Genomic DNA, 12,844 nt, shown 5'->3' with positions numbered 1-12,844 from the left:
CTAGCCCACGCGGGCTGGCACATCGGGTCAGTGGTCGTCGGCCCGATCAGTTACCAGTAGAGACCGGCGTGCTGGGCTGACTGCCGCGCAAGGTGACGCGGTAGCTTTGGCGGCCGCCGTAGTCATTGATGACGTCGTAGCGAAGCTCGGGCTGGGCGGCGCCGTTGCCCGGCAACTGCACCGGCAGCGCTACCGTGGAATGCGGCGCCACCATCTTTGCCTCGATGAGCGGCGCTTCTGCATTGCCCGCGTGCACCTTTGCATCGACCACGGTGACGTGGAACAGACTCGGGTTGCTCAGCCTCAGCATCGCCTTGCCGCCATCCTGGTTGAGTTGCCACTGCAGGCTTGAAGGAGCCTTCTGCGGGTCTGCGGTCAGACCGGCCGGCCGGTAGAACACCTTGATGCGCTGGCGGACAGCCAGTTGCAATACGTTCTCGTTTGGAGCCGCCTGCGGAACCTCCTGCACGTTCAGCCAGAAGGCCGACTCGCGGTCTGTCGGCATACCCACACCTTCGTACAGCACGCGCAAAAGCTGCTGCTGCTTCGCTGCCAGCTTCGCCAGGGGCGGCGTAATGGCAAACGGCAGGTGACCATTCGCGTTGTCCTCAAGCGGATCCAGCCAGGCCTGGATCAAGGCATCGGCACCATCGTTCGTGACGACGACGGACGTTTCCTTGTTGTTGCCGTCAAAGATCAGGCGCGTGGTGCTGAGGGAAATACTGGCGTGACTCGCGGACGCAGCCAACGCGCACGCCAACGCCGCGCCAGCGGCGCATCGTTTTGCTTTCATATCCGGGATGGCCTTTGAACAGATGGGCGGCAGCGGCGGGGGAATAACCGCTGACCGCCGCCGATTGAAGCCAGCCGTGAAGGCTGGCACCAGGCTTACTCGTAGGTGAGCGTGAAGGGCAGGCTGGCGTTGGCGATACCCGGCTTGATCTTGGTCGGGTCTGCGGCCACATACGCTGCAGCGAAACGCACGTTGACTGCGCCACCGGTCGACGGCACCGTCGTCTGTGCCAGCAGGTCGCCGCTGCTCAGGTCGTACGCGTTTGCGCCCGCGCCGGTACCTTCGTACACGGCAATGCCCACGCCCTGGGCGAAACCTGCGGCAGTGTTGCCGTTGTTCACGCGCAGCGTCTTCTTGTCTGCGCTCAGGTCGGCCGCCTTGCCTGCGAACTTCATGCTGACCTTGGCGCCGGTCTTGCAGACCACGTCAAAGTTGGCGGAGCCGGCACCACTCGTCAGACGCTTCGGTGCTGCAACCGTGCCGATGTCGTCGGCGGCGACCTTGCCCATGTCGACGTTGATGGTGCCCGCATCGCCGGTCACCGAAGACACCTTACAGGTGTCGCTCAGAATCGCGCCTTGGAAGTTGATAACGCCATCCACCGATGTGGGCGTCGTTTGCGCCATTGCAGCGGAGGACAGAGCAGACATGGCGACGCCAGCCAGGAACAGTTTTGCTTTCATTGACTTACCCTTAGATTGAATCCGCGGCACGAACGTGCGGGATTTGGTCGAGAACAAATGCCTATCGAAGAAGGCAGGCGCAAGTATTTCAAGCGAGGCGTGCGCGCCATATCGGACTGCTCCGAAAAGCAGGCGAGCCTTATCGATTGCGCGTCTTGCGCCCGGCCATGCGCAGGCTCTCTCGGGAGGAAACGAGCGGTAGATCGACCGGCCCATCGGGAGGTCGCCACCGGACGAGTACGAGGCTCCACGCGGGCGCAGGCACGCTGAACGGCGCCATGCGGGACGGCCGGGTCAGGGCAAGGGGCGCCCCGAGAGGAGGGATCACGCGGGGGCTGTGCCGGCCCCGTGCAAGGATTGGAGTTCTGCGACGAGCGCCTGGATGTCGGCCGTGATGTCGCCGGACGAGGACGCGAGATGGCGCTCGAGCTCGCTTGCCAGATTGTGCGTCGGCAGATCGTCCACCACGGCAGCCGCACCGGAAATGCGATGTGCCGCCCGACGTGCCTGCTCGATGTTTCGATGCACGATGCCCTCGTTCAGCATCTCGAGATCGGTTTTCATGGCCTGTCGATAGACCACGTGCACGTCCACCGTCCGCGCGAGGCCGTGCGCTTCCGGCGCGGCGCTGGCGCCAGAGTCGCCGTGGCCGCACCAGAGTTCGATCAGTTCGCGCAACGCGGCCAGGCGCAACGGCTTGCCGAGAACGCCGTCCATGCCGCTGTCGAAGCAGCGCGTGCGATGCGCATCGTCGGCCGCGGCCGAGATGGCGACGATCGGCGTGCGTTCGGTGCCGCGCTGGCGTTCGATCTCGCGCATGCGCTGCGCGACGGTGTAGCCGTCGATGCCCGGCAGGTTGCAGTCGAGCAGCACCATGTCAAACGCTGCTGAGGCGAACTGCTCGAGCGCCGCTTCGCCGGTGCCCGCGATGGCCGACCGGCAAGCGAGCGCGCTGAGTTGATGCTGGATCGCGTGTTGCACCGCCTCGTGATCGTCGACGACCAGGACGAGCGGCCCCTCGTTCGAATCCCGCGACAGCGGCTTGTGCACCCGAACCGGTGACACCGCCTGTGCCGCAGATGCGGGCGATTCGTCGGCGCCTGACTGCGGTGCCGGCTGCGCATGTGGTTCGCGCGTGGGCAACATGACGGTGAACACCGTGCCGATCTCCGGGCTGCTGCTGACCGTGATCACGCCTTTCATCAGGTCGACCAGTTCACGGCAGATCGACAAGCCCAGCCCACTCCCGCTGGCACCGCGATGGCCCGGGCTTTCCACACGCGCGTAAGGCTCGAAGATATGCCGCTGACGTTCCGGAGGAATGCCCATGCCAGTGTCGCGCACCTCGAGCACCAGCGTGCCCGTACCGCGCCGCCTGCCGGGCAGGTGGTCGACGCGCAGAACCACCTTGCCGGCCGCCGTGAACTTGATCGCGTTGACCAACAGGTTCAGAACGATCTGCCGAACGCGCATCGGGTCGATGTCCACGCTGAAATCTGGCGCGCACGCCACATCGAGGGACAACGCCAGGTTCTTCTCATCCGAGCGCCACCGCACCATATCGACGGTCTGCTGCGCCCACGGCCCGATCCGGGTCGGTTCGGGCGCGAGCGTCACGCTGTGCGATTCGAGGCGCGAGTATTCGAGAACATCGTCGAGCAGCGCCAGGAGGGTTTCCGATGCCGAGACCGCCGCATCGGCCCGGCTGGCCTGCTGACCTGTCAGGTGCGATCGCTGCAGCAGCTCGAGCGAGGCCAGGATAGTGTGCATCGGCGTGCGTATCTCGTGGCTGATGAAGGCGAGGAACATCGCCTTGTCGCGCTCACTGCGCACGGCCGCCGCGCGCGCACGCCACAGCACGTACGCCAGCACCGCAAAGGCGAGCACCACCACGCCAACGAGGGCAACCTGCCGCCCGCGGTAATGGAGGATCGATGCCAGCGACGGGGCGCCGTAGTCCGTGGTTTCGAGCCACCGGTAGCGGATGGCGTCAGCCTCGGGTGCCGGAATGGCGGTGAGCGATTTCTCGACGATGGATGCCAGTACCGGGTTGTCCTGACGCGTTGCCATCGTCAACGCATACGGCCGGTACCAAATGGTGCCCGAGAGGAACAGCCGGCCTTTGAACTGGCGGTGCAACTGCGGAAGGATCGACACGTCAGTGCCCAGCGCTGCGTCCGCCTCGTCATCGGCAACGGCCTGCAGCGCTTGGGCTTCATTCTGGAACGTCAGCAACGTCACCGGAACGCCGCTGTGACGAATCGCGTATTCCAGGCCGCCGCCGCCCCTGATCGCCAGCCGCTTGCCCTTCAGCTGGCGAATGTCTGCAAACAGGTTCTCGCTCTCAGCCGTGACGATCGCGATCGTGCCGACGTAGTACGGCGTGCTGGCAATAAAGCCGGAGCTGTGATGCGTCCGGTCGTCGCTTCTGCCCCAATCGGGCACCAGGTCGATCTCGCCGGACGTCAGCGCTTCGCGCGCTCCTCTCCGGCAGGCGCCATCCACGTATTCGAACCGCAAGCCGCTGATGCTGGAGACTTCGTCGAGAAACGATGGGACGATACCGGCCACTTTCCCGCCGGTGACAAATTCGAATGGGCGCCAATCCGAGTTGACGCAGGTGCGTATCACCGGATGCGCGGCGATCCACGCGCGCTCTTCCGGCGTGAACGGGGAAGGTGCAGCCGCGTGGCTGCCGCCGGACATCCAACACAGCCACACGCCCACGATCAGTGCGCGCACCGTCGCCGCCACCTTGCTCACATCGTCCCCTGTCGCCATATCGGAATCACCTGCTCGGCGCGTCGCGTTCGCCCTGTTGCCCACCATGCCAGTGCACAAGCTTAATTCAGTCCCGTGCCGGCGGCCTGGAAAGTTGATCAAAGGGTCAGAGGGCGTGGCCGGCGAAGGGGCGTCTTGTTGGCACAGAGAAAGAGAAGAGAAAGCCCGCGATGCTATCGCCGTCGCGGCTGCAGTCCTGGCATGCACTGCATGCCGGTCCGGCGCCGGACCGATACAGAATCGACAAAATTGACGTGGTTCTGTACCTGTCGGCCAGGCAACGGCCGGTGCTAGCCTGCAAGCTCCTATTTGCCACTTGCCCATTCCCGCCATGCCCACACTCACCAACCTGCTTACCTTTGCCCTGGTCGCGCTCGGCATGGTACTCACGCCCGGCCCGAACATGATCTACCTGATCTCGCGTTCGATCTGCCAGGGGCGCAATGCGGGGCTGGTCTCGCTGGCGGGCATCGCCACGGGCTTCGTGTTCTACATGCTGTGCGCGGCGTTCGGCATCACGGCGCTGCTGATGGCCGTGCCGTTTGCGTACGATGCGCTGCGCTTTGGCGGCGCCATCTATCTGTTGTATCTGGCGTGGCAGGCGCTGCGCCCCGGCGGCCGCGCGCCGTTCCAGGTGCGAGACCTGCCCGTGGACAGCCCGCGCAAGCTGTACACGATGGGGTTGCTGACGAGCCTGCTCAACCCGAAGGTGGCAGTGCTGTATCTGTCGCTGCTGCCGCAGTTCATCGAGCCCTCGCACGGCAGCGTGCTCGTGCAGTCGGTGTGCCTGGGTATCACCCAGATCTGCGTGAGCGTGACGGTCAATTCCATGATCGCCGCCACGGCCGGCAGCATTGCCGCGTTTCTCTCGCGCAAGCCGAGCTGGCTGTCGATCCAGCGTTACCTGATGGGCTCGGTGCTGACGAGCCTGGCGTTGCGCATGGCGATGGAAGCCCGCAAGTAGCACGCTGGGGATTCTGTAAACGACTGCGGGGCGATCCGGCAGCTTGCCGGATCGCCCCACTGTGTTTGGCGTACCGCGCTCAGAACTCTTCCACGGCCGGCGTCAGCGCCCCAGGCTCGCGGACACGCCTTCAGCGGCGGCGCATGTAAAACGTGAAGACCTTGTCGTGTTCGCTATGCTGGAGCAGTTCGTTGCCGGTCTGCTTGGCAAACGCCTGGAAATCACGCGTCGCCCCCGGATCGGTAGCGAGAATCTTCAGCACCTCGCCGCTCTGCATGTCGGCAAGCGCCTTCTTCGTGCGCAGGATGGGCAGCGGGCAGTTCAGGCCGCGTGCATCAACTTCCTTCTGGAACTCCATGGCTTCCTCTGTGGTGCGGGTGGGCGGCATCGTGCCACCCACGTCAATCATTCGGCTATTGTAGCGAGCCGCGTCGGCTGCCACCGGCGCGGCGGCGGCTCGGCGGGCTCGCCGGTGCGGATGTCGATGTAGCTGACGGGCAGGCCGCGCGCCGTCAGGAAATCGGCCACCGCATAGCCCGTGCCGGCCGTCCACGGGCGCACCTTCTCGAACGGCTTCAGGCGGTATTCGGCAAGCTCTTCCGACAGTGCGATCTCGCCATCGGCAACCACGTGGTACGCGATGATCAGCTCGTTCTTGCGGATGAACTCGTACACACCGATCAGCGAGATTGACTGCGCGTCCAGGTTCGTCTCTTCCTTCAACTCGCGCGCAATGCCCTGTTCCGGCGTTTCGCCATGCTCCATGAACCCGGTGACGAGCGCGAACATGCCCTCCGGCCACTGCGCGTTGCGCGCGAGGAACATCTGTCCGCGATACTCGACCACCGCCGCCAGCACCGGAAGCGGGTTGTTCCAGTGGACGAAACCGCAGGCCGGCGCGGGGCACGCAAGGCGCAGGCGGCCGGCCGTATGCTGCTCGACGAGCGGCGTGGCGCATTGCGGGCAGAAGCGGTAGTCGAAGCTCATGGCGGTGAGATGCTGAACTGGCGATTCAGGCGGCTTGCTCGCACGCTGTGCGAATGTCGGCGGCAAAGGCTTCGACGGTTTCGGGCCGCACGTCCCACGAGCACATCAGGCGGCAACCGCCCGCACCGATGAACGTGTAGAACTTCCAGCCGCGTGCGCGCAGCGCTTCGATGGCGGGCAAGGGAAGCTCCGCAAACACGGCATTCGATTCGGTGGGGAACATGATGCGCACCCCTGGCACATTGGCGATGCGTGCATGCAGCAACTGCGCCATCGCGTTGGCATGACGCGCGTTGCGCAGCCAGACGTCGTTCTCCGGCAAGCCGAGCCACGGTGCGGAGATGAAGCGCATCTTCGAAGCCAGCTGCCCGGCCTGCTTGACCCGATACGCAAAGTCTTCTGCGAGGCGCCGATCGAAGAAGACGACGGCTTCGCCCACCGGCAGCCCGTTCTTCGTGCCGCCGAAACACAGCACGTCCACGCCGGCGCGCCAGGTAATCTCCGACGGATGCACGCCAAGCGACGCCACGGCATTCGCAAAGCGCGCGCCGTCCATGTGCACGCGCAGCTGCCGGCGCTTGGCAATGGCGGCAATCGCACGCACCTCTTCCACCGTGTAGACGGTGCCGACTTCCGTCGATTGCGTGAGCGAAACGACCTTCGGCTTCGGGTAGTGGATATCGGAGCGGCGCGTGACCAGCGCTTCCACCGCATCGGGCGTGAGCTTGCCGTTCTCGCCCTTGGCGGTCAGCAGCTTGGAGCCGTTGGAGAAGAATTCCGGGCCGCCGCACTCATCGGTTTCGATATGCGCCAGCTCGTGGCAGATCACGGAGTGGTACGACTGGCACAGCGATGACAGCGCCAGCGAGTTCGCCGCCGTGCCGTTGAAGACGAAGAAGACTTCACAGTCGGTCTCGAACAGGTCGCGAATGCGGTCGCACACGCGCTGCGTCCAGGAGTCATCGCCATACGCGGGCTCGTGGCCGCTGCCGTTGGCTTCCAGGAAGTACTTCAGCGATTCGGGGCAGAACCCCGCGTAGTTGTCGGAGGCGAAATGCTGGGTGGGCTGCATGGCGGCCGTCATGAGGTGGGGCGCGTTCCTTCGTTACTTCTGTTCAGACCAGAGCACACCGCCCGTGGCCCAGTTCTCTCGCTTGACGTCGTTGATGATGATGTCGACTGCGGCTGGTGCGCAGCCCAGCGTTTCGCACGTCACGCGCGTCACTTCCTCGACGAGCTTTTTCTTCTGCTCAACGGTGCGGCCTTCAAACATCTCGATATGGAAAGTCGGCATGGGGTCTCCGGTCATCAGTCTCGGTAGGAAGCGTCGATTTTATCCAGTTTGCGCAGCAGCGCCGGCCACTCCATCACGCCTTCGATGGCGCCACCATCTTCGAGTTGTCCGGCAGCGCGATCGGCGACTTCCGGTGCGGGGAAGACCACCTCGCCGGCCGTGAGCGCCTGAATCTGGATCTCGCACGCCTTGATGAGCGTGGCCATCAGCACGTGCGCCTCGGCCACTGTGCGCCCGATGGTAAGTGTGCCGTGGTTGCGCAGCAGCATGGCGAACTGCGTGCCGAGCGAGGCCGTCAGCCGCGCGCCCTCTTCCGGCGTAAAGGCCAGGCCTTCGTAGTCGTGGTACGCGATGCGCCTGTGGAAGCGCAGCGCGTGCTGCGACAGCGGCAGCAGCCCATGCTTCTGCGCCGACACGGCAATGCCCGCCGTGTTGTGCAGATGGATCACGCAGTGTGCATCGGGCCGTGCGGCGTGCACGGCGGCATGCAGCGCAAAGCCCGTCACGTTCACGGATGGCCGCGTGGCCGCATCGGGCCAATCGCCGACGAGCTGGCCCGCACGGCTGATCTTGACGAGGTTGGACGCGGTGATTTCATCAAACGCCAGGCCGAACGCGTTGATGAGGAAGTGGTCCGGCTCACCCGGCACGGTGGCCGACAGGTGGGTATAGATCAGGTCGTCCCAGCCGTTGAGCGCGGCCAGTCGATAAGCGGCGGCAAGATCGACACGCACGGCGCGCTCGGCCTCGCTGATCTCGCCCCCGGGCACGACAGCGCCGGGGCGCAGGGCAAAAGACATGGGGCTCCTCCGATGGAGGGGCCATTCTAGAACGTGTGCGCCGAACGAGCACCATGCGTGTCGCAACTTGCGCTACAGGCTGCCGATCATCCACGTATGGGCGAGACGCGCTTGACGGCGAGGAACGTTGCCCCACCCACCAGCAGCGAGACCGCCGCCACGGCCAGCGACGTATGGAACCCGCCGGTGGCCGCAAACAGGCGATTTGCCAGCGGCGGCCCGACGATCTGGCCGATGCCGTAAGCCGCCGTCATCAGCCCCATCAGCCGGGGCGCCGCGTGCGGCCACAGGCGGCGCGCCTCGCGCATGGCAAACAGCGTGATCGCCGTGAACGGCAGGCCGAGCAGCGTGCTGGACAGTGCGAGCCCCGCCACCGTCGGCCAGACGATGCTGATGGTCACGGCCACCGCCTGCATGGCATAGGCGCTAGCGAGCAGCGAGCGGTTGTCGCGCGCCAGGCTGATCCGCGTGGAAAGGAACGCGCCGAGCGCCACGCCGGCGCCGAACATCGGCCAGAACAGGTCGGGCCACACCGACCCGGCCGGCAGCACCTTGCGCGCGATCACCGGCAGGAAGGTGGCGGTGATGATGTAGCCGAAACCGGCCAGGCCGTAGGCGAGCGTGACGGCCGCGGTGGGCGCGTCGAGCCCCGGCGACGCGTCCGACGGTGCCGATGGGGGGGCAGCCGCCGCACGTGCTTGTGGCCGGATGGTCGGCCACACCGCCGCCGACAGCAGCGCCGACAGCACGCCGAACGCCATCCAGGCCCAGGTGGCGTGCCAGCCCAGCGCGACCATGCCGCTGGCCATCAGGCCCGGGATGGCAATGCCCAGCCCCGGCCCACAGAAGATGATGCCGCCCAATGCCGCATGGCCCAGTTCGGTCAGCCGATGCAGGCACCAGCCTGCGGTGAACACGAACACCAGCGCGCTCGCCATGCCGGCTGCAAAGCGCAGCATGAACCACGCCGGCTGGCCTCGCAGCACGCCCATCCCCGCCGTCAGCAGAATCGTTGCCATCAGCCCGATGCGGATCAGCCGTGCCGCATCGCCGCGCACCGCCATGCAGGCCAACGCGCCGATGAAATAGCCGAGATAATTGCCCGTGGCAAGCCAGCTGCCCTGCGCCAGCGTGACGCTGCCGTCGTGCAGCAGCATCGGCAGGATCGGCGTGAAGGCGAACCGGCCGATGCCCATGGCAACGGACAGTGCCACCATGCCCGCAATGGCGACACGCCAGGCAGACACCCGCGCATCGTGCGCGGCGGACAAGGCAGATGAGGACGGCAGCGTGTGCTCCATGGGGACGCCCGGATGAGGAAATCGGCACGTGATCGTACGCAAGCCAGTCCATCCTGAAAAATGAATTATATTGAACAAACCCATTAGAATTTGAGATACATCATGGACCTGGCCTCGCTTGAGATTTTTCGCACGGTGGTACGCGAAGGCGGTGTGACGCGGGCGGCGCAGCATCTGAACCGCGTGCAGTCGAACGTAACCACGCGCATCCGCCAGCTGGAGACGTCGCTCGGGGTGCAACTGTTCGTGCGCGAGGGCAAGCGCATGGTGCTCACGCCCGCCGGCCAGACGCTGCTGACCTACGCCGACGACATCCTGCGGCTGGCCGCCGAGGCACGACAGGCCGTGCAGCCGCGCGAACCGCACGGCCGCCTGCGCATCGCCTCAATGGAAAGCACCGCAGCCAGCCGCCTGCCCGCATTGTTGGCCACGTTGCACCAGCGCTGGCCGCGCGTGCAGCTGGAGCTGGTGACGATGACGACGCGCCAGTCCCTCCAGGCGCTCTCCAACTTCGAGGTGGACTGCGCATTCGTGGCGGAAACCGCATGCATGGCGAACACGCGCGCCGCAGTGACCACGCTGCCCGCCTTTGCCGAAGAGCTCGTGCTGATCGCGCATCGCGCGCATCCGCCCATCCGCCGCGCCACCGACGTACAAACCCCTGCCCTGCTCGCCTTCGAGCCCGGCTGCGCGTATCGGCAATTGATCGAAGACTGGTTTGCAGCAGACGGCGTGGTGCCCGCACGCGTGCTCGAACTCGGCTCGTACCACGCCATCATCGCGTGCGCGGCAGCGGGGATCGGCGTGGCGCTTGTGCCGCGCTCGGTGCTGGAGCTGTACACGAACGCGCCGGAGATCAGCGTGCACGCGCTGCGCAAACCGGGCCGCGTCGACACCGTGCTTGCCTGGCACCGCGACATGGCCGGGCCCGCCCTGCAGGCGCTCGTGCAGGTGCTGCGCGAGCCGCACGCCGCGGCCGTCGAGCCCGCCACGCAGGCCATCGCTGCCTAAACTGAACTGGACGATGCGCTGAGTCCCACACCGACCGTGCCGCCGGTCCAGCGCAGTCGAGCGCGGCAATCACGACGGAGGCGCCATGCGACCGTCAATGCGGATTCGGCAGTGGACGGCCCGGCTGGCCGTAATGGCCGCTGCCGCCTGGAGCGGCCTTGCCACGGCGGCCGCGCCGGTGATGGTGCTGCCGCTGACCGGCGCCATCGGCCCGGCCAGCGCGGCGTACGTCATTCACGGCCTGCAGCAGGCGCGTACACAAGGCGCGCAACTCGTGGTACTGCAAATGGATACGCCGGGCGGGCTCGATGCATCGATGCGGCAGATCATCCAGGCGATCCTCGCCTCGCCGGTGCCGGTGGCGGGCTATGTGGCGCCCGGTGGGGCGCGCGCGGCGAGTGCGGGCACATACATCCTCTATGCCTGCCATGTCGCGGCGATGGCGCCTGCCACCAACCTTGGGGCCGCATCGCCAGTGGCCATCGGCATCGGCGGACATGCGCCCAGCCCCGGCGATGCCGCGAAGCCGTCCAGCGCGCCGTCTGCCGCTGCGAGCAACGAAGACACCCTCGCCCGCAAGCAGATGCACGATGCCGCCGCGTACATCCGCGGCCTGGCACAGCTGCGCGGCCGCAACGCCGACTGGGCGGAACGTGCCGTGCGCGAAGCCGTGAGCCTGGACGCGCCCGAAGCGGCCAGCCAGCACGTCATCGACCTCATCGGCAGCGACATACCCGACCTGCTCAGGCAGGTGGACGGCCGCGCGCTGCACACATCGGCGGGCCTCGTGACCCTGCATACCGCCGGCGCGCAGACCGTCACGCTGGAGCCCGACTGGCGCAACCGGTTTCTCGGCGTCATCACCGACCCGAGCCTCGCGCTGTTGCTGCTGACGGTGGGCGTGTACGCGCTGATCTTTGAATTCTCGACGCCGGGCATGGTGGTGCCGGGCATTCTCGGCGCGGTGTGCATCGTGGTGGCGCTGTACGGCTTGCAGATGCTGCCGATCAGCTATGCGGGACTGGCGCTGATTGCGCTCGGGCTCGGCTGCATGGTGGCCGAGGCGTTCCTGCCGACGTTCGGCGCGCTCGGCGTGGGCGGCATCGTTGCGTTCGTGCTCGGCGCCGTCATGTTGATCGACACGCAGACGCCCGGCTTTGGCGTGCCGCTGCCGTTGATCGTGTCGACGGCGCTGGTGAGCCTGGCGGTGATCCTGTTGCTCTCCAGCATGGCGATGCGCGCGCGGCGGCAGCCGAGCGTGGCTGGTGGCGACACGCTCATCGGCATGACCGGCGAATTGCTGGAACTGGACCCGACCGACCCCGACGACCCCGCCGCCGGCTGGGCACAGGTGCGCGGCGAACGCTGGCGCGTGCATTGCGATGGGCCCGTGGCGCGCGGCGACCGCATCCGCGTGACGGCGCGGCACGGCCTGACCCTCGACGTGGTGCCGGCGTCATCCTAAGGAGACGAACATGATCTACGGATTCTTCAGCGCGGGCGGCCTGATCTTTCTGGTCGTGCTGCTGGTGATCTCGTCGTTCCGGGTGCTGCGCGAATACGAGCGCGGCGTGGTGTTCATGCTCGGCCGGTTCTGGCGCGTGAAGGGGCCGGGGCTGGTGCTGATCATCCCGGCGGTGCAGCAGATGGTGCGCGTGGACTTGCGCACCGTGGTGATGGACGTGCCGCCGCAGGATGTGATCTCGCACGACAACGTGTCGGTCAAGGTCAACGCGGTGGTGTACTTCCGCGTGGTCGACCCCGAGCGCGCGATCATCCAGGTGGCGAACTTCCTGGAGGCCACGAGCCAGCTTGCGCAGACCACGCTGCGGGCGATTCTCGGCAAGCACGAGCTGGACGAGATGCTCGCAGAGCGCGAGAAGCTCAACCTTGACATCCAGAAGGTGCTCGATATCCAGACCGATCCGTGGGGCATCAAGATTGCCAACGTCGAGATCAAGCATGTGGATCTGAATGAATCGATGATCCGGGCGATTGCACGGCAGGCCGAGGCGGAGCGTGAACGGCGCGCGAAGGTCATTCACGCGGAAGGCGAGCTGCAGGCGTCCGAGAAATTGCTGGAGGCGGCGCGGATGCTGGCGCAGCAGCCTGAGGCGATCCAGCTGCGGTATCTGCAGACGTTGACGCAGATTGCCGGGGACAAGACGTCGACGATTGTGTTTCCGTTGCCGATGGATGTGTTGGGGGCGGTGAGGAGGGGGTAGGGCTT

13 protein-coding genes are annotated in these 12,844 nt (G+C 66.1%); 4 read left to right on the top strand and 9 right to left on the bottom strand.

Features of this window, described 5'->3' with window-relative positions; all coding sequences use genetic code 11:
• Positions 1-46 precede the first annotated feature (46 nt).
• From KHN96_RS06575 to KHN96_RS06565, 3 genes are all read right to left on the bottom strand, one after another.
• On the bottom strand, positions 47-883 hold the full coding sequence (locus KHN96_RS06575; RefSeq protein WP_233902534.1) for a fimbrial biogenesis chaperone: 837 nt from the start codon (positions 881-883) through the stop codon (positions 47-49).
• Between the two features lie 5 nt (positions 884-888).
• Complete coding sequence (locus tag KHN96_RS06570) at positions 889-1,443, bottom strand: fimbrial protein (RefSeq protein ID WP_238587597.1); 555 nt, start codon at positions 1,441-1,443, stop codon at positions 889-891.
• 357 nt (positions 1,444-1,800) lie between these two features.
• Complete coding sequence (locus KHN96_RS06565) at positions 1,801-4,257, bottom strand: ATP-binding protein (RefSeq protein WP_062739409.1); 2,457 nt, start codon at positions 4,255-4,257, stop codon at positions 1,801-1,803.
• Between the two features lie 331 nt (positions 4,258-4,588).
• Between KHN96_RS06565 and KHN96_RS06560 the strand changes: the two genes are divergently transcribed.
• Positions 4,589-5,221 carry a LysE family translocator gene (locus tag KHN96_RS06560; RefSeq protein ID WP_062739410.1) on the top strand — a complete coding sequence of 211 codons (633 nt, stop codon included), beginning with the start codon at positions 4,589-4,591 and terminating at the stop codon, positions 5,219-5,221.
• A gap of 130 nt (positions 5,222-5,351) precedes the next feature.
• Here KHN96_RS06560 and KHN96_RS06555 read toward each other — a convergent pair whose 3' ends face one another.
• From KHN96_RS06555 to KHN96_RS06530, 6 genes are all read right to left on the bottom strand, one after another.
• Entirely contained in the window at positions 5,352-5,579 is a 228-nt protein-coding gene (locus tag KHN96_RS06555; protein WP_062739440.1) for a sulfurtransferase TusA family protein, read from the bottom strand.
• 47 nt (positions 5,580-5,626) lie between these two features.
• Positions 5,627-6,208, bottom strand: coding sequence for an NUDIX hydrolase (locus tag KHN96_RS06550; protein WP_062739411.1), 582 nt, complete (start codon positions 6,206-6,208; stop codon positions 5,627-5,629).
• Positions 6,209-6,233: 25 nt separating this feature from the next.
• Entirely contained in the window at positions 6,234-7,280 is a 1,047-nt protein-coding gene (locus tag KHN96_RS06545; RefSeq protein ID WP_115044411.1) for a threonine aldolase family protein, read from the bottom strand.
• A 33-nt stretch (positions 7,281-7,313) separates the two neighbouring features.
• The gene (locus tag KHN96_RS06540; RefSeq protein WP_045786320.1) at positions 7,314-7,502 is read right to left on the bottom strand and encodes a 4-oxalocrotonate tautomerase; all 189 of its coding nucleotides are present in this window, start codon (positions 7,500-7,502) and stop codon (positions 7,314-7,316) included.
• 14 nt (positions 7,503-7,516) lie between these two features.
• Positions 7,517-8,302, bottom strand: a complete 786-nt coding sequence (locus tag KHN96_RS06535) for a class II aldolase/adducin family protein (protein WP_045786319.1) — start codon at positions 8,300-8,302, stop codon at positions 7,517-7,519.
• An 86-nt stretch (positions 8,303-8,388) separates the two neighbouring features.
• Positions 8,389-9,603 (bottom strand): YbfB/YjiJ family MFS transporter, encoded by a 1,215-nt coding sequence (locus tag KHN96_RS06530; protein WP_062739412.1) that lies wholly within the window; start codon positions 9,601-9,603, stop codon positions 8,389-8,391.
• A gap of 102 nt (positions 9,604-9,705) precedes the next feature.
• Between KHN96_RS06530 and KHN96_RS06525 the strand changes: the two genes are divergently transcribed.
• The 3 genes from KHN96_RS06525 (at position 9,706) to KHN96_RS06515 (ending at position 12,839) form a co-directional block, all read left to right on the top strand.
• Entirely contained in the window at positions 9,706-10,614 is a 909-nt protein-coding gene (locus tag KHN96_RS06525) for a LysR family transcriptional regulator (RefSeq protein ID WP_062739413.1), read from the top strand.
• Positions 10,615-10,699: 85 nt separating this feature from the next.
• Positions 10,700-12,079, top strand: a complete 1,380-nt coding sequence (locus tag KHN96_RS06520) for an NfeD family protein (RefSeq protein ID WP_062739414.1) — start codon at positions 10,700-10,702, stop codon at positions 12,077-12,079.
• 10 nt (positions 12,080-12,089) lie between these two features.
• Positions 12,090-12,839 (top strand): slipin family protein, encoded by a 750-nt coding sequence (locus tag KHN96_RS06515; protein ID WP_062739415.1) that lies wholly within the window; start codon positions 12,090-12,092, stop codon positions 12,837-12,839.
• Positions 12,840-12,844 lie beyond the last annotated feature (5 nt).

This window comes from Ralstonia mannitolilytica, assembly GCF_905397375.1.
In the GTDB taxonomy this organism is placed as follows: domain Bacteria; phylum Pseudomonadota; class Gammaproteobacteria; order Burkholderiales; family Burkholderiaceae; genus Ralstonia; species Ralstonia mannitolilytica.
This window is presented reverse-complemented; position numbering and strand designations above follow the sequence as displayed.